Genomic DNA, 16,953 nt, shown 5'->3' with positions numbered 1-16,953 from the left:
CGAACAAAGCGGGTGGGTACGACGGCCGAAGGCGGGTACCCGGGGTGCGAGTTGAATCGACGCCCGAGGGAGCAGTGATGACAACGGGCCTCGGAAACATGCGTACGCGCAGGAGCCCCCGGCCACGGAACCGCAGGTGGCCCCGGACCGGGCCGGACCGCGCGACGCTCGGCATCATCGGACTGGTCTGCGCGATCGCGGGCTTCTTCGTCCTCGGCATCCTGCTCGGCCCGGTCGCCGTCGCGTGCGGCTGGCTGGCGATGGGGCGGAGCTGGAGCAGGGGCGCGCAGCCGATGCCCGCACTGGTCGCCCTGGTTCTCGGCGCCATCGACACGTTGCTGGCCCTCATCTGGCTGGTCGGCGTGGCCGCCCCGGGCAACGGGCTGCTGTAGCGCCCGATACGACCTCGGACAGAGCTGAAGACAGACCCGCCCGAAGAAGCACACCTGAAGAGAATGGAGATAGCTGTGAGCGACATGGACATGTGGGGCTATGCCCTGACCGCTGGATTCACCACCGGAGCGGACCTGACGGGCTTCAAGGTGGAAGCCACCGACGGCGGCATCGGCAAGGTGGACAAGCACTCGGACGCGGTAGGCGCGGCCTGCATCGTGGTCGACACCGGTATGTGGATCTTCGGCAAGCATGTGCTGCTCCCGGCCGGTGTCATCTCCCGGATCGACCCGGACGAGCGCAAGATCTACGTGGCCAGGACCAAGGAAGAGATCAAGAACGCGCCGGAGTTCGACAAGGAGAAGCACCTGGATGACCCGGCCTACCACCAGAACGTCGGCACGTACTACACGGGCATGCCGGGCCACTGAGCCGAGCGTGCGGACGCCGGACGGTCGTGGTCCGTCCGCGCCGAGGGGTGAGCGTTCTTGCCGGGGGCGCTCGCCCCTCCCCGTTCCCCTGCACCCCCGCTCGCTGTTGACCGCCCGGTCGGCGGCTGGTTAGCGTTCGCCGCATGCTCAGGAACACGACGTGAGGCGACGGGAGTCCCCTATGACCGGCGCCCTCACGCGGGTTCCGACCGCCCTCGGGGACGTGGCGGTGGCCGTGCACGGCAGCGGCACACCGGTGATCCTGCTGCATGCCAACCCCGGCGACCGGCGCGACTTCGACGCGGTGGTCCCCGCTCTCGCCGAACGGCACAGGGTGTATGCCGTCGACTGGCCCGGATACGGTGACTCCGCCCGTCCGGCGGCCGACCGGATCTCCGCGATGGCGTACGCGTCGATCCTGCCGCGGATCCTCGACGGTCTGGGTCTGGAGCGCGCCTGTCTGATCGGTAACAGCGTGGGCGGGTATGCCGCCGCACGCCTCGCCCTCACGGATCCCGATCGCGTGGCCGCGCTCGTCCTCGTCAACAGCGGCGGCTTCTCCTTCGTCACCCCGTTCAACGGCCCGCTGATGCGGCTCATCGGGACCACGCCCGTGATGCGCCTGCTGGCGGGCCGGCTGCCCCGCCGCTATCTGCGTGTGCGTACACCGTCGCGTACGCGGATGATCGAGCGCGACGCCGCCCGGCGCCACGACCGGGCGTCCCTGGCCACGGCCGCGGCGATCTGGCGCAGCTTCGGCGCGCCCGCGCACGATCTGCGCGCCGCCGCCTCGGCCATCACCGCACCGACCCTGCTGTGCTGGGGCACCCGGGACCCGCTGGTGGGCCGCGACGGCCGGGCCGCGCGCCGGGCCATCGCGCACGCCGCCTGGCACCCGCTCGCCACGGGCCACGCGCCGTTCGCCGAGGCCCCGGAGGACTTCCTGCGTGCCGTACTGCCCTTCCTCGCACGCGGCGGAGCCCGGCTGCCTCAGTGACGGCCCATGGCCCGGGTCTGCGCCGCCGGGTTGGCGGAGACGGCTCATCGACGCGCGAGCGTGTCCCACAGTCTGGTGTCCTCGAACCCCAGGGCCCACAGGCCGCTGCCCGTGACCCCGAAGCGGGCGAGTACGGCCAGGTGCGCGGCCGAGCCGTTCGCGTCCTGGTACCAGACCTCGTGGCGTTTGCGGTCGGTGTCCATGTACGAGAAGTGCGGGGTGCCCGAGGTGGTGTCGAAGACGTACTCCGCCCCCACCCTGCGCCGCAGGACCTCCGCCTCCTGTGAAGTGACGTGCTTGGCGCGGGCGGTGGAACCCACCGTCCAGTCCCAGCCGTACGCGGGCAGGGCGACCTCCAGCTTGGCGCGCGGGACCGTGGCCGCGGCGTAGGTCAGGAACTCCTCGTACCAGGCGACGGAGGACAGCGGGCCGGGCTTGTCGAGGGCGTTGTGGAGGTTGTACCCCATGATGCGCACGCGGTCGGCGACGGTGCCGAGGTGGGGATAGTCGTAGGCGTGGCCGGTGGTGCTGGTGCGGGGCATCACGGTGATGACGCACTGTTTGGCCAGCGCGTGCAGCCGGGCGCAGAGTTCGCCGGTCAGGGCGTTGTAGCCGATGCGGACCTGTTCGCGCAGGGCCGCGTCCTCGGTCTCGGTCATCACTTCGTAGTCGAGGTCGAGTCCGTCGTACGAGCGGCTCGTGACGGTCTTCATGAGGGCGTCGACGTGCTCGGTGCGCCGCGCGGGGTCGTTCATGAGGGCCGCCATCGATACGGCGTCCGGGACCTCGGTGACGGTGGGGACGACCTTGATGCCCTTGGCGTGCAGACCGTCGATGATCCGCTGGTCACCCGCCCCCGTCTCACCCCTGACATCGGTCCCGGAGGCGGCCGTGTACCAGAAGGGGCTGACGGTGTGCAGCTGGTCGGCGTGGCGCAAGGCGTCGTCGTAGGCGACATCGGTGTTCCACCAGGGAAGCCAGGCCGAGACCGTACGGGCGACCGGGGGAGGGGCGGCGGGCTGGGGAGCGGCCGTCGGCAGGGCGAGCGCGGCGGCCGTGAGGAGTGCGGTGAGTGCGGTCTTCATCTTGCCGACCCTGACGGCCGGTGAGGGTCCGCCGGGTGACGGCGCGACGGGCAGACGAGTGACAGGTGGGTGCGGTTGGCGGGGAGGGCGCCGCCGATCGCGCCGCGTGCGAGGACTGCGAGGACTGCGAGGACTGCGAGGTCTGTGAGGTCAGCGAGGTCCGCGGGATCAGCCGGTCGGGTAGAACTGGCGGGCCCAGCGGCGGTACTGGCCGATGGCCTCGTCGCCGGGGGCGAGACGCGGGCGTGGTTCGTAGCGCTTGTGGTTCCAGATGGGCAGGTCCTTCTTGATGACCCGGAGTGCGAGCCGGTGCATGCCCTGGGCCGCGCTTCTGGTCAGCGGGGCGCGCAGGGCCGCGACGCCGGTGCCGGGCAGCCGCTTCGGGTCGATCACCGTGCAGGCGGTGGCGAATCGCAGCCGCGACCGCCATGGTCCGGTCGGCGTGGGCAGGCTCCATACGTGGAAGAGCAGCCCGAGCCGGGGCAGGGCCAGCTCGGTGCAGAGGACGCCCAGGCCCGCCAGCAGTACGGTCTGGTCCGCGAAGGGCTCCCCGGCCCGGGGAAAGCGTTCCGGCGCCAGACGCAGTCGTAAGTGCAGGAGCGGACCGTCGGGCCTCGGTGGGGCCACTTCCCGCAGGGACTGTCTGTGCAGGGCGGACAGGTGCCGATAGTCGGTGATGTTCTCGATGATCTCCTGCGGATGGGTGGTCACGTCCGTGGCCCACCACGCGGTGGGTGCGGCGTGGGCGCCGAGCGTCTCGGGCAGCTCCCAGGCGGGCGGCTCCTCGTCGTGACCGTGCCAGACGAAGAGCATCCCGTTGCGTTCGCGCAGGGGACGGTGCGCCACCCGGGCGCGCGGCGGCGGCCCCTGCGGGGTGCGCACGCACATCCCGTCTGCGGCGAACGCGAAACGGTGGAACGGGCAGACCAGGAACTCGCCCTCGACCGTGCCCCCGGCACCCAAGTGGGCACCCAGGTGCGGGCAGTAGGGGCGCACGGCGTGGGCGGTACCGGTCCGGGTGCGGTAGATGACGACGTCCTCGCCCATGAATCTGCGGGTGACCACGGCTCCCCGGGCCAGTTCACGGGACAGGGCGAGGCAGAACCAGCCGGCGGGGTAAGGCAGTTCCGGATCCTGGTCGAGCGAGCCGGAGCGCCGCGCTTGCGTCGTCATGAACCGCAATGAAGCACAGGGAGGCGCGGTGTCGGACTCGCGTACCCCGTAAACCACTCGCAGTGGGGACGTTCGTCCGTACGGACTGACTTCGCTCAGGCGCCGACGTACGCCGCCAGGTGCTCGCCCGTGAGGGTGGCGCGGGTCGCGACGAGGTCGGCCGGTGTGCCCTCGTAGACGACGCGGCCGCCGTCGTGGCCCGCGCCCGGGCCGAGGTCGATGATCCAGTCGGCGTGTGCCATGACCGCCTGGTGGTGCTCGACGACGATCACCGACTTGCCGGAGTCGACGAGCCGGTCGAGCAGGCCGAGCAGTTGCTCGACGTCGGCGAGGTGGAGGCCGGCGGTCGGCTCGTCCAGGACGTAGACGCCGCCCTTGTCGGCCATGTGGGTGGCGAGCTTGAGCCGCTGCCGCTCGCCGCCGGACAGGGTGGTGAGCGGCTGGCCGAGGCTGAGGTAGCCGAGCCCGACGTCGGTGAGGCGGCCGAGGACGCGGTGTGCGGCCGGGGTGGCCGCCTCGCCCGCGCCGAAGAAGTCCTCGGCCTCGGTCACGGACATCGCCAGCACCTCGCTGATGTCGCGGCCGCCGAGGTGGTAGTCGAGGACCGACGCCTGGTACCGCTTCCCCTCGCACTCCTCGCACGGGGTGGCGACACCGGCCATGACAGCCAGGTCGGTGTAGATGACACCGGCGCCGTTGCAGACGGGGCACGCACCCTCGGAGTTGGCGCTGAACAGCGCCGGCTTCACGCCGTTGGCCTTCGCGAACGCCTTGCGGATCGGGTCGAGCAGTCCGGTGTACGTCGCCGGGTTGCTGCGCCGGGAGCCCTTGATGGGCCGTTGGTCGACCGCCACCACGCCCGCACCGGCCGGGATCGACCCGTGCACGAGCGAGCTCTTGCCGGAGCCCGCCACACCGGTGACCACGCACAGCACGCCGAGCGGGATGTCGATGTCGACGTTCCGGAGGTTGTGCGTGCTCGCGCCGCGGATCGCCAGGACGCCGGTGGGTGTCCGCACCGTCTCCTTGACGCCGGCCCGGTCGTCGAAATGGCGGCCGGTGATGGTGCCACCGGTGCGCAGCGCGTCGACGGTGCCCTCGAAGCAGACGGTGCCGCCCGCCTGACCCGCGCCGGGCCCGAGGTCGACGACGTGGTCCGCGATCGCGATCGTCTCCGGCTTGTGCTCCACGACGAGCACCGTGTTGCCCTTGTCGCGCAGCCGCAGCAACAGGTCGTTCATCCGCTGGATGTCGTGCGGGTGCAGGCCGATGGTGGGCTCGTCGAAGACGTAGGTGACATCGGTGAGGGAGGAGCCGAGGTGGCGGACCATCTTGACGCGCTGCGCCTCGCCGCCCGACAGCGTGCCCGACGCGCGGTCCAGCGAGAGATAGCCGAGGCCGATCTCGACGAACGAGTCGAGGGTGCGGCGCAGCGCGGTGAGCAGCGGGGCCACCGAGGGCTCGGCGAGGCCGCCCACCCACGCGGCCAGATCGCTGATCTGCATCGCGCAGGCGTCGGCGATGCTGATCTTCTTGATCTTCGACGACCGGGCCCCTTCACTGAGCCGGGTGCCGTCGCAGTCGGGGCAGACGGCGAAGGTGACGGCCCGCTCCACGAACGCCCGGATGTGCGGTTGCAGCGCCTCCGTGTCCTTGGAGAGCATCGACTTCTGGATCCGGGGGACCAGCCCCTCGTACGTCATGTTGATGCCCGCGATCTTCATCCTGGTCGGCTCGCGGTACAGGAAGTCGTGCAGTTCCCTCTTGGTGTACTTGCGGATCGGCTTGTCCGGGTCGACGAAGCCGGACTCGCCGTAGAGCCGGGCGTTCCAGCCGCCTCCGGTGTAACCCGGCACGGTGATCGCGCCCTCCGCGAGCGACTTGGTGTCGTCGTACAGCTGGGTGAGGTCGATGTCGGAGACCGTGCCCCGGCCCTCGCAGCGCGGACACATACCGCCGGTCCGGTTGTAGGTGGCTTTCACGGCCTTCTGGTGGGTTCCGCGTTCGACGGTGATCGCGCCGCTGGCGCGGACCGAGGGGACGTTGAAGGCGTACGCGCTGGGCGGGCCGATGTGCGGTGTGCCGAGTCGGCTGAAGAGGATGCGCAGCATCGCGTTGGCGTCGGTGGCCGTGCCGACCGTGGAGCGGGGGTCCGCCCCCATCCGCTGCTGGTCGACGATGATCGCGGTGGTCAGCCCTTCGAGTACGTCGACCTCGGGCCGTGCCAGGGTGGGCATGAAACCCTGTACGAAGGCGCTGTACGTCTCGTTGATCAGGCGCTGGGACTCGGCGGCGATGGTGTCGAAGACGAGTGAGCTCTTGCCGGAGCCGGAGACACCGGTGAACACCGTCAGACGGCGCTTCGGGATCTCGACGCTGACGTCCTTGAGGTTGTTCACGCGCGCGCCGTGCACGCGGATCCCGTCATGGCTGTCCGCGGCGTGTGACGCGGGGCTCTCGGCCTTGCTCATCGTGTCTCCAGCTGTGGGAGCGGGCCCCGCGGGACGGGCCGCCCCGGAAGGGGAAGTCGATGTGGTCGAACTGTAGCCGGGCAGGGCGGGTCGGCAACTCGGCGGTGACGGCGAAGCCGGCGGCGGCAGGTGGCCACCGCAGTCGGCTTCTCGCAGGTGAACCGCGGCGTCTGCCGTCGGCCGGCTACCCGTTCGCCCGGGTGGTCGAGAGCTCGTCGTCCGGCACGGCCGCGGCCGCCACGGGCCGGTTGCGCAGCCGCTGGGCGAGCGGCAGCACCGCGGCGCCGAGGACGAAACCGTAGACGGACACGAGGCCGTGGCCGTTCTCCTGGGCCAGCCACATCGCGAGACCGGCCACGGGCACGCTCACCGCGAGCAGCCGCTCCTTGGTGGCGCTGCTGGTGAGCAGGAGGCCCGCCGTGAGGGTGGCCGCCAGGAAGTACGTCGCGCCGGAACTCCCCGCGAAGTTGCGCGGATCGGTGCTCGGGGCGGTGTCGCCGAACAGCGCGTCGATGTGCTGGGGCAGCAGGATGCCGGCGGCGAACAGCGCGAGCAGCAGCGGACCGCGCCAGAACCACTGAGCCAGCGCGGCGGTCGCGGCGAGCGTGGCGATGTTCCAGGCGCCGCCGAGGAGCCCGCCGTTCTGCATGAACACCGAGGTCACCACACGCCACCAACCGGTCTTGCTCGGATCGCTGTCGAGGGCGTCCATCGCCCCGGACCAGAGCTGCTGCAGCACCACCGCGCCGACCGCCACGACGGTCACACCGACCGCCGCCCAGGGGATCGGCCGCTCGCGGACCGTGCCCTCACCTATCAGGGCCACGCCGCTTTTGAACATCAGCACCATCAGTGCCGCGGTCGTCAGGTTGAAAAGAATTGAGTCCATGCAGGTCATCCCCCGATTGAGGACCGTTGAGCCAGGTCGGCGCTCACCATAGCGGGTTGGCGGGTGCATGTCTGGAGGGTTTGGTTCCGGGGCCGTTGTCGGGAGTGCACCTCGCACGAGGGGGTTATCCCCACCCCCGGGCGGTGGTCCGTCGGATGGGCGGCGGCACCCGCGTACGGAGAAGGTGTCACCGGGACGTGCGCGTCCCGGAAACCATCTGAAGCACCACCGAGGGGGAACAGTGAACCGTCCCATCGAGCACGCTCTCGGGCGTCGCAGTCTGCTGGCCACAGCGGCCGCCACCGGTGCCGCGATCGTGTGGGGGACCGCGGGGCAGGCCGCTGCCGACGGGGGGAGAGGGGCGGTGGGGCAACGCGCGGTCGATCGCGAACTGGCGGGTGTGGAAGGCGAGTTGGTCGCGCTGCGGCGTGACATCCACCTGCACCCCGAGGCTCCGGGCCAGGAGCGGCGCACCGCCGCGATCGTCGCCCGGGAGCTGCGGGCGGCCGGGCTCACCGTCACCACCGGGGTGGGCGGCACCGGCGTGGTAGGCGTCCTGCGCGGTGCACGTCCGGGCCGGACCGTCGCGTACCGGGCGGACATGGACGCGGTGCCGCCCCAGGACATCGTCGGCGGTGGCACCGCACCGGCCCACGTCTGCGGCCACGACATCCACACCACGGTGGCCATCGGCGTAGCCAAGGTCCTGGCCCGGCTGCGGCGGCAGCTGAGCGGAACCGTGGTGTTCCTGTTCCAGCCCGCCGAGGAGGCCCTGGCCGGGGCCCGCGCGCTGATCGACGCGGGCGTGCTGGAGAGCACGCGGATCCAGGAGATCCACGCACTGCACTGCGGACCGTTCCCGGTGGGGCAGTTCGCCGTGACACCGGGGTACGGGCTGCCCGGCCTGGACCGCGCGGAGGTGACGCTCTCGGGGCCGGACGCGCCCGCCGCCGCGCGGCGCCTGGTCGCCGAGATCAGCGCGCTCGCCACGGTGGCGGCGCCCCAGTCGCCCGCCGACCTGGAGCGGATGGTCACCGAGGTCGAGACGCCCGACGGGCCGCTGGCCCGGTTCGTGGCGGTCCGCGCGCGGGCGCAGGACGCCAAGGTGAGCGTGTCGTACCGCTGCTGGCCCCCGGAGCGGTACGTGACGGTGCGCGAGGACATCCGCCGTCTGGCCAAGTCGTACGCGGGAAGCGGCGCGAGCTTCCCCGCCGAGCCCTTCCCGGCCATGGTCTGCCCGGAGGGCGACGCCCGCCGGGTCGCCCACCATCTGCGCCGCACGCTCGGCCGGGGAGCGGTCACCGAGCTGCACGCCGCCTTCCCCTTCAACGGCGAGGACTTCGCGCTCTATCTGCAGCGCCTGCCCGGCACGTACACCTTCCTCGGCGTCCGCGCCCCCGGCGCGCCCATCACCACGGGCTTCCCGCACTATCCCGACTTCGCCCCGGACGAGCGCGCGATCGGCGTCGGGGTACGGGCGATGGCGGGCTGGATCGCGCGGCGGACCCACGGGTGAGGGAGGCCCGCGGCTACCCGGCCGGTGCCGTCCGGCGCAGCTGTGCCGACAGATGGTGCTGCAACGGCTGACCGACGGCCGCGAGGTCATGGACGAAGGTGAGGGTGGCGTCGTCGGTGAGCGTGTACTGGCGGCGAGTCGCGTTGACCTCCTTGGCGGTGGGCGTGAGGGCCACCTCGTGGGTGGAGAGGTCCACCGCCGCGCCGGTCGCACGGCCGACCGCGATCTCCGCGATCCCGGTGGGCTGGGTGATCAGGGCCTCCACCCGGCCGTCGGGCTGGAGCCGCCACCAGCCGCTCTCCCGGGCCGACGGCCTGAGCGGCGTACCGTCGGCGTCCAGCAGCCAGGCGCGGGCCTCGTAGCGCAGGAACGGCCGGCCGTCGTGGCTGAACGTGACTTCCTGCGCATACGCGAAGTCCTGGTCGAGCGTGGGGTAACCGCCCTGCCCCCGACCCCGCCAGCTGCCCAGCAGACCGAGCACGGGCGCGAGCAGTGCGTGCGGGGCGGGCGCCTCGTCCGCTCCGGCGCTCTCGGGGTACGGGTACGGGGGTGCGGCGTCGAACACGATGTGCGCTCCTGGGTCTGATGCGGAGTGGGCCCTTGTCGGACGGAAGCCTAGGCGCACGGGTGCTGTCTTCCCCCGGATGGCTTCGTGTTCAGCGGTGCTCGGGGTTGGGAAAGTCGAACCGGCAGCCCGCGTCCCACTCCGAGCGCTGGTTGCCGTGCGCGGGGATACCGCCGGCCCGCTTCAGCAGGGCGGCCAGGTGCATCAGGTTCCAGGTCATGAACGCGGTGTTGCGGTTGGTGAAGTCGTTCTCCGGACCGCCCGAGCCGGGGTCGAGATAGGACGGCCCCGGGCCCGCCTCACCGATCCAGCCCGCGTCGGCCTGCGGCGGGATGGTGTAACCGAGGTGCTGGAGGCTGTAGAGGACGTTCATGGCGCAGTGTTTGACGCCGTCCTCGTTCCCGGTGATGAGACAGCCGCCGACCCGGCCGTAGTACGCGTACTGGCCCTGGGAGTTGAGGATGCTGGAGCAGGCGTAGAGCCGTTCGACGACCTGCTTCATCACCGAGCTGTTGTCACCGAGCCAGATGGGCCCGCAGAGGACGAGGATGTCGGCGGCCATGACCCTCTCGTACAGCTGCGGCCACTCGTCGCTCGCCCAGCCGTGCTCGGTCATGTCCGGCCAGACGCCGGTCGCGATGTCGTGGTCGACGGCCCGGACGAGGTCGGTCCGCACCCCGTTCTTCTCCATGACGAGGCGGCTCTTGTCGATCAGCCCCTCGGTGTTGCTCACCTCGGGTGAGCGCTTGAGGGTGCAGTTGACGAACAGGGCGCGCAGTTCGTCATAGCGGTACGCGGTCGCGGACATCGGCTGTCTCCTCGCAGCGGGACGCAGGACGACACCAGCGTGCTCCCGGCGGCGCGGCCGGGCCACCTTTCGGGGCCGAACGCGTGAGCCGCGCGACCGGCCACTTCCGGCCCGCGGCCGCAGGTCGGCCCCTCCCGTCGCACCGCGTGGTTTGCGCCGTTCTCGTCGGGGGAGACCAGAATGCATATCTCCCTTGGTGTTGGATCGTTGTATCGGGAGCGACGGTCCATAGGCGTCGGCACGAGTCGGAGGTTGATGTGGCGGTCTACGTGGACGGGATGAAGGACTACGGAGCCCTCGCGGTACGGCGTGGCCTGCCGGCCACCCGCTGGTGTCATCTGACGGCGGACACCGAACGCGAGTTGCACGCCTTCGCGAAAGCGCTCGGTCTGCGCCGTTCCTGGTACCAGCGCAAGGGGCCCAAGGACCACCGCTGGCACTACGACATCACCGCGCCCACCCGGGCCGAGGCCACGCGGCTGGGCGCGCGCGAGGTGGACCGGCGGTTCATGGGCCGGCTGATGATCCGCCGCAGCGAAGAGGCCGCCCGGTCCGGCCAGGTGTGACGGGCGGGTGTGACGGGCGGGGCCGAGCGGCGGGGGCCGGGACGGGGCCCGCGCGGCCGCGATCGAGCACCCGCCGACACCTGAGCCCGGCCCCGCCCGCTCACCGCCGTGCGTCGCCCCGCGGCCGTTCCAGGGTGAACGTGTCGACCGGGGTGAGGTCCCCGTACGGGCCGTCGAACGTGTAGTAGGTGACCCGCATACGGGTGCGGCCGCTGCGGGTGTCTCCCGGGTCGACGTCGAACGCAGCGAAGCCGTGCGTGTGGGCGCGGTCCTGGACGGCGCGCCACGGAGCGTCCTCCGTCACGAAGACCGCCTTGCGGTGGCGGCCCTGGGTCTCCTTGCTCAGGTCGACCACGACGCGTCCCTTGGGCTCCTCGAAGAGGTCGTCCTGGGTGGTCGCGAAGTTGCCGCCGTTCCCGATGATCATGTGGACGGTGCCCTGGGACGTGTCCGCGACGTCGGTCCTGGTCGAGACCGGGATCGGGGTGCGGGCCTCGTTCGGCAAGGAGCCGCGGACCGGCAACGAGCGCTCGTAGTAGTGCTCGTGGCCGCTGAGCACCAGATCGACCCCGTACGCGTCGAAGAGCGGCCCCCACGCCGCGCGGATCCCGAGGTCGCTGCCGCTGCCACCGCGGCTGCTGGAGATCATCGGGTGGTGCATGAACACCACGATCCAGTCGATCTCGCGGCTGGCCCGGGCCGCCTTCAACTCACGCTCCAGCCAGCGCCGTTGCGCCCCGCCCGAGTACCCGTTCACATAGGTGTCACCGGTGTCCTGGATCGCCACGTCGTCGTTGGCGAGGCTGACGAAGCGGACCGAGCCGACCGTGAAGGCGTACCACAGGCCCCGGGTCTCCGGGTCGGCGGCGTTCGTGGACCCGGGCAAAGTGAAGTAGGTCTGGTAACCGGTCACCCCCAGGGGGCCGTTGCCCATCTCGTTCTCGCCGTTGCCGACACACGGCATCCATGGGCGCAACCGCGTCGAACGGCTGTTGCCGATGAACCAGTCCGCCCAGGTGGCGACGCGGTCCTGGCCGAAGGCACCGGCGGCCGAGGCGTAGCAGAGGTCGCCGTTGACGAGGTTGAACAGCGGTCCGACGCGTTCCACCGCGGCCACGATGTCGGCGGAGGCCGGGCTGCCGGCGTTGCTGCTGGTGTAGAGGGGGAAGCGCCCCGAAGGCGAAGGGGCGTCGCCGGAGGGCCACTTGAGGGACCGGCGCAGATTCGGCGCGCCCTGGTCCCCGAAGCTGGTGAAGGTGAACGCGGTGCGCCCGCGCGGCGCCGTGGTGAACGACCCGGTCTCCGGCGCGGCGCCTTCGTGCCCGGCCGAGTACAGATAGGTGGTGTCCGGCCGCAGTCCGGTGAGGCGGGCGTGATGGACGTACACCTCTTCCTTCGACAGTCCGTCCCGATACGTGCGGGTCTCCGCGTCGATCACATGGCCGACCCCTCCGTGCGGGGAGCCGAGGCGCACTTGGGGGCGGCGCACGGACTGGGGGCTGAGCCACGAGACGGTCATCTCGGTGGCGGCATCCGCGCCGAACTGGAGATGCAGCCCGGCCACGCCCGGCGCGCCCAGGCGGCTCGGGGTGCGCTGGAGCAACGGGAGCCGACCGGGCCGCTCCCGGTCCGCGGCCTCGGCGCCGCCCGCCCCGCCGAGGGCGGTGGCGGCCGCGGCCACGGTCGAGCCGGTCAGTACGGATCTGCGCGCGATCGTCATGTAACGACCTTTTCAGAGACGGAAGTTGGTCATGTGAACCATAAGCCGTCACGGCGGGGCGAAACCGGAGCAGGCGCGCCAGCCGGGTGTCGCTCGGGGGGCGTCACCCGGGCGCTTTCGGCCGAGCCGGTGCCGAAAATACCGACCCGACCGATTACGCGCTCTTTCCACCCGTAATCCGGCGAACGGTGACCGCCCAACTACCCCCAAAACTCACCGCGGTTGAACGGTCGGACCGGAGAACCATGGTCAATGAGTGGTCAAGGTATTGCCATGCATTTCCGTTCACCGGTTCAGGTGATGGTCAATTGCCGCCCAGTGGTGAGTAATGACGCGCCGGACATTTACGTGTTCTGGCCCTGCTCTGTCCGTACCGTTCACATTCCCGTAACGGGCGGAGTGCAGGAGCCCGAGGTCATACCCGTTGACCGGTGCTCATCAAGTCTGCTTTGCTTCCGCCCGGCGGACGGTGCCACCACAGCCCGTGGTGACAGTTCGTTAGATATACGGGATTCGCGTTTCGGTCCGGGGGCTTACTTCCCTGTCTGCGGAGAGAGCAATTCCCCGCGGAATGGTCACCGCACGCCCAGGGAATTTCCCTGTGCGCTCGCGGTGCCGCATTCCACTGCTCTCTTCATGCGGATATTCGACAGGGGGGCGAGAGCCCGTACGGGGGCGTGACCCGGCATGCCGTCCGCGCTGTCCAGCCGAGCGGTCACGGCCGTCCACCGACGCGCGGTGGCCGGTACATGAACCGGTAAAAGAGAGGCACCCCCCCACCCATGGGTATCCCCCGTATATCGAGAGCCGCGCAGCGGAGCGCCCTCACCGGGCTCGTTTCGCTCGCCTTCGCCACCACCGGCCTGGTCGCCGCCGGTTCGGCCCAGGCCCAGAGCACCGGCGCGTCGGCCTCGGCCACCACGCCGCACGTCAAGCACCTGTGCTCGCAGCCCACCAAGCACCGCGTGATGGCCTGCAAGGCGCTGGCCCGCACCGACGTCGTCCAGCCGCACGCGCTCACGGTCAACGCGGTCTCGCCGCTCGCCGTGCCGTCCGGCTACGGCCCGTCCGACCTGCTGAGCGCCTACAAGCTGCCCGCCAACGGCGGTGCCGGTGCGACGATCGCCATCGTCGACGCCCAGGACGACCCCAACGCCGAGTCCGACCTGGCCGCCTACCGCAGCCAGTACGGTCTGCCCGCCTGCACCACGGCCAACGGCTGCTTCAGCAAGGTCGACCAGAACGGCGGCACCAACTACCCGACCGCCGACGCCGGTTGGGCGGGTGAGATCTCCCTGGACCTCGACATGGTCTCGGCGATCGCCCCCAACGCCCACATCCTGCTGGTCGAGTCCTCCACCGCCAACATGAGCGACCTGGGCACCGCGGTCAACACCGCCGTCGCCAAGGGCGCCAAGTACGTGTCCAACAGCTACGGCGGCGCCGAGGACTCCTCGGACCTGACCGCGGACAACCAGTACTTCAAGCACCCCGGTGTCGCGATCACCGTCTCGGCGGGCGACTCCGCGTACGGCGCCGAGTACCCGGCGGCCTCTCAGTACGTGACCTCGGTCGGCGGCACCGCGCTGAAGAAGGACTCCAGCGCCCGTGGCTGGTCCGAGTCGGTGTGGCACACCAGCAGCACCGAGGGCACCGGCTCCGGCTGCTCGGCCTATGACCCCAAGCCCAGCTGGCAGACCGACAGCGGCTGCTCCAAGCGCGCCATCTCGGACGTGTCGGCCGTCGCCGACCCGGCCACCGGCGTCGCGGTGTACGACAGCTACCAGGCCAGCGGCTGGAACGTGTACGGCGGCACCAGCGCCTCCGCGCCGATCATCGCCGGCGTCTACGCGCTGGCCGGCACCCCCGGCACCGCTGACTACCCGTCGAAGTACCCGTACGCGCACACCAGCGCGCTCAACGACGTCACCACGGGCAACAACGGCACCTGCTCGCCGAGCTACCTGTGCACCGCCGGCACCGGCTACGACGGCCCGACCGGCCTCGGCACCCCGAACGGCACCACGGCCTTCGCCACCGGTGGCAGCAGCGGCGGCGGCACCGGCACCGCGCTGACCAACGGCACCTTCGAGACGGGCACCCTCAGCGGCTGGACCTCCACCGGGTCCGCCGCCGCCAGCACCGACGCCGCCCACGGCGGCAGCTACGGCGCCCTGCTCGGCTCGTCCAGCCCGACCAACACCTCCTCCATCGCCCAGACCTTCACCGCCCCCACGGGCAGCTCCAAGGTCTCCTTCGGCTACGACGTGACCTGCCCCGACACCGTCACGTACGACTGGGCCACCGCCACGCTGAAGGACAACACCACCGGCACCACCACCACGGTCCTGCCCAAGACCTGCACCAGCGGCGCCGGTTGGCAGACCGCGTCCGGCTCGCTCACCGCCGGCCACAGCTACACCCTCACGCTCACCAACAAGGACGACAACTACGCGGGTGACGAGACGTACACCTACTACGACGACGTGACCGTCTCCTGACGCTCCGCTGACGGTCGGCATCATCACCGGCACGCACTCGGACCCCTCCCCCACCGCAGGTGGGGGAGGGGTCCGTTGGCTGCGGCCCGGCCCGTGTCGGTGGGCCAGGCCCTAGGCGGTGAGGTCGTCGACCGTCGCAGCGATGACGCCGAACAGGTCGCCGATGGTGGTCAACGCCGCCGTCTGGAGGGCGGCCGCGGGCAGAGCGGTGCCATCCGGGCTGGTCAGCGCGCGGGTGGCGGTGGCCTCGGCGACGACCGTGGGGCGGTAGCCGAGGTTGAACGCGCCCCCTGAGCGGTGAACGTGACGCACATATGCGTCATGAAGCCCGCCAGTACCAGCTCGGTCCCGGCGCCCAGCTCGCGCAGGGTCTTCTCAAGATCGGTGTCGTGGAAGGCGTTGGGGACCTGCTTGACCACGACGGGCTCCCCTTCGGCGGGGGCGACCTCGTCGCTGATGGCACCGATCCGGGCGCGAATGTCGTACGGGGTGTTCTCCCCGCCGTCGTTGACGACGTGGATGACCGGTGTACCGGCCGCGCGGGCGGCCGCCAGCAGGCGGGCCCCCGCGGCGAGGGCGGGCTCGGCGCCGTCGAGCGCCATCACGCCGGTGCGGTAGGTGTTCTGGAAATCGATCATGATCAGGGTGGCGTCGGCGAGCCGGGGGAGCTCGTGGCCGAGGCCCATCACGTCACGCAGGCTGGTGGAGGCGGAAGCGGTCATGGTGGATCGTCCTTTCAACAGGCGGGAGAGGGCAGGGCGAAGCCCGCACGGCGTGCAGGGCACCGCGAAGCCGTACGGCGTGCCCGTTCGCACGCGTACGCAGGGAAACGCTTGGTCGTTGTCGGTTCAGGTGGTGGTGCGGAACCGGCGGCGGTACGCCGCCGGGGTGGTGCCGATCTGCTTGCGCAGCGCCCGGTGCAGGGTTTCCACGGAGCCGAATCCGCAGGCGGCGGCGACCCGGTCCAGTGCCTCGTCGGTGCTCTCCAGCAGGCGGCGCGCCGCCTCCACCCGGGCGGCCTCGACATAGGAGGCCGGGCTCGTGCCGGTCTCCAGGCGGAACACCCGCGCGAAATGCCGTTCGCTCAGGCACATCCGCTCGGCCAGCGCGGCCGCGGACAGATCGCCGTCGAGGTGGTCGGCGATGAACATCCGCAGCTCGTCGATGTCCCGGCGGGTGGCGGGCGGCCGGCTCAGCGGGACCGAGAACTGGCTCTGGCCGCCCTGCCGTTTGAGGTACATCACCAGCTGCCGGGCGACCGCCAGCGCGACCTCCTCACCCAGGTCCTCGGTCACCAGCGCCAACGAGAGATCCATGCAGGCGCTGATCCCGGCCCCGGTCCACACCTTTCCGGACCGTACGAAGATCGGGTCCGGGTCGACCGTCACGGCCGGGTGGTCGGCGGCCAGCTGTGCGGCGGTGGACCAGTGCGTGGTGGCCGTCTTCCCGTCGAGGAGTCCGGCCGCCGCGAGCAGGTGTGCGCCCACGCAGACGGAGGCCACCCGGCGGGCCAGCGGCGCGGCCTCCTTGACCCACTCCACGACGTCCTCGTCGATCCGGGCGACCGGGCCGTCGGGCCGCAGGTCCACCGCGCCGGGCACGAGGAGTGTGTCCAGTGCCCCGCCGACCTCGGCGAAGGAGAGGTCGGCCAGCAGCCGCACACCGGCCGAGGTGACCACCTCGCCACGGGAGCGGCCCGCCAACCGCACCTGGTAGCCCGCCCGTCCGCCGGTCTCCCGGTTGGCCAGCGCGAAGACCTCGGCCGGGCCGGTCACGTCGAGGAGGTCGACGTCGGGGAAGACCGCGATGACGACGCGGCGGGTGCTGGGCATGCGCCT

At 71.1% G+C, this 16,953-nt stretch carries 14 protein-coding genes and 1 pseudogene; 6 read left to right on the top strand and 9 right to left on the bottom strand.

Annotated features, from left to right (window positions below; genetic code table 11):
* Nucleotides 1–77 precede the first annotated feature (77 nt).
* From ACGFRG_RS02835 to ACGFRG_RS02825, 3 genes are all read left to right on the top strand, one after another.
* The gene (locus ACGFRG_RS02835) at nt 78–392 is read left to right on the top strand and encodes a small hydrophobic protein (RefSeq protein WP_361417509.1); all 315 of its coding nucleotides are present in this window, start codon (nt 78–80) and stop codon (nt 390–392) included.
* An 84-nt stretch (nt 393–476) separates the two neighbouring features.
* Nucleotides 477–824, top strand: a complete 348-nt coding sequence (locus ACGFRG_RS02830; RefSeq protein ID WP_393260831.1) for a PRC-barrel domain containing protein — start codon at nt 477–479, stop codon at nt 822–824.
* 181 nt (nt 825–1,005) lie between these two features.
* Complete coding sequence (locus tag ACGFRG_RS02825; protein ID WP_393260665.1) at nt 1,006–1,821, top strand: alpha/beta fold hydrolase; 816 nt, start codon at nt 1,006–1,008, stop codon at nt 1,819–1,821.
* A 44-nt stretch (nt 1,822–1,865) separates the two neighbouring features.
* On the opposite strand, the gene ACGFRG_RS02820 is transcribed toward ACGFRG_RS02825, so the two are convergent.
* The 4 genes from ACGFRG_RS02820 to ACGFRG_RS02805 all read right to left on the bottom strand — a co-directional run bounded on the left by ACGFRG_RS02820 (nt 1,866) and on the right by ACGFRG_RS02805 (nt 7,439).
* Nucleotides 1,866–2,906 (bottom strand): glycosyl hydrolase family 18 protein, encoded by a 1,041-nt coding sequence (locus ACGFRG_RS02820; RefSeq protein ID WP_393260662.1) that lies wholly within the window; start codon nt 2,904–2,906, stop codon nt 1,866–1,868.
* A 168-nt stretch (nt 2,907–3,074) separates the two neighbouring features.
* Nucleotides 3,075–4,079: a Rieske 2Fe-2S domain-containing protein gene (locus ACGFRG_RS02815; protein WP_393260660.1), complete on the bottom strand. Its 1,005-nt coding sequence runs from the start codon at nt 4,077–4,079 to the stop codon at nt 3,075–3,077.
* Between the two features lie 95 nt (nt 4,080–4,174).
* Nucleotides 4,175–6,550, bottom strand: coding sequence for an ATP-binding cassette domain-containing protein (locus ACGFRG_RS02810; RefSeq protein ID WP_393260657.1), 2,376 nt, complete (start codon nt 6,548–6,550; stop codon nt 4,175–4,177).
* A gap of 184 nt (nt 6,551–6,734) precedes the next feature.
* On the bottom strand, nt 6,735–7,439 hold the full coding sequence (locus ACGFRG_RS02805; protein WP_393260655.1) for a hypothetical protein: 705 nt from the start codon (nt 7,437–7,439) through the stop codon (nt 6,735–6,737).
* 253 nt (nt 7,440–7,692) lie between these two features.
* On the opposite strand from ACGFRG_RS02805, the gene ACGFRG_RS02800 reads away from it, so the two are divergent.
* Nucleotides 7,693–8,955 carry a M20 family metallopeptidase gene (locus ACGFRG_RS02800; protein WP_393260828.1) on the top strand — a complete coding sequence of 421 codons (1,263 nt, stop codon included), beginning with the start codon at nt 7,693–7,695 and terminating at the stop codon, nt 8,953–8,955.
* A gap of 13 nt (nt 8,956–8,968) precedes the next feature.
* Here the strand turns inward: ACGFRG_RS02800 and ACGFRG_RS02795 are convergent, their stop codons facing one another.
* Together ACGFRG_RS02795 and ACGFRG_RS02790 are read right to left on the bottom strand one after the other, a co-directional pair.
* Nucleotides 8,969–9,520: an FABP family protein gene (locus ACGFRG_RS02795; RefSeq protein WP_393260652.1), complete on the bottom strand. Its 552-nt coding sequence runs from the start codon at nt 9,518–9,520 to the stop codon at nt 8,969–8,971.
* Nucleotides 9,521–9,611: 91 nt separating this feature from the next.
* Nucleotides 9,612–10,328 (bottom strand): flavodoxin family protein, encoded by a 717-nt coding sequence (locus ACGFRG_RS02790; protein WP_361417485.1) that lies wholly within the window; start codon nt 10,326–10,328, stop codon nt 9,612–9,614.
* A gap of 257 nt (nt 10,329–10,585) precedes the next feature.
* Between ACGFRG_RS02790 and ACGFRG_RS02785 the strand changes: the two genes are divergently transcribed.
* The gene (locus tag ACGFRG_RS02785; protein ID WP_361417482.1) at nt 10,586–10,894 is read left to right on the top strand and encodes a DUF4031 domain-containing protein; all 309 of its coding nucleotides are present in this window, start codon (nt 10,586–10,588) and stop codon (nt 10,892–10,894) included.
* A 100-nt stretch (nt 10,895–10,994) separates the two neighbouring features.
* Here ACGFRG_RS02785 and ACGFRG_RS02780 read toward each other — a convergent pair whose 3' ends face one another.
* Nucleotides 10,995–12,614 carry a purple acid phosphatase family protein gene (locus ACGFRG_RS02780; protein ID WP_393260648.1) on the bottom strand — a complete coding sequence of 540 codons (1,620 nt, stop codon included), beginning with the start codon at nt 12,612–12,614 and terminating at the stop codon, nt 10,995–10,997.
* A gap of 782 nt (nt 12,615–13,396) precedes the next feature.
* Between ACGFRG_RS02780 and ACGFRG_RS02775 the strand changes: the two genes are divergently transcribed.
* A complete protein-coding gene (locus ACGFRG_RS02775; protein ID WP_361417476.1) occupies nt 13,397–15,115 on the top strand; it encodes a hypothetical protein in 1,719 nt (572 codons plus the stop codon).
* Nucleotides 15,116–15,226: 111 nt separating this feature from the next.
* Here the strand turns inward: ACGFRG_RS02775 and ACGFRG_RS02770 are convergent.
* Nucleotides 15,227–15,837 (bottom strand): annotated as a pseudogene (locus ACGFRG_RS02770) (isochorismatase family protein).
* A gap of 126 nt (nt 15,838–15,963) precedes the next feature.
* Nucleotides 15,964–16,947 carry a DJ-1/PfpI family protein gene (locus tag ACGFRG_RS02765; RefSeq protein ID WP_361417470.1) on the bottom strand — a complete coding sequence of 328 codons (984 nt, stop codon included), beginning with the start codon at nt 16,945–16,947 and terminating at the stop codon, nt 15,964–15,966.
* Nucleotides 16,948–16,953 lie beyond the last annotated feature (6 nt).

The organism is Streptomyces sp. NPDC048696, from assembly GCF_043198895.1.
Classification (GTDB): Bacteria; Actinomycetota; Actinomycetes; order Streptomycetales; family Streptomycetaceae; genus Streptomyces.
Note: the sequence above shows the minus strand (reverse complement) of the source record. Positions and strands in the feature narration are given on the sequence as shown.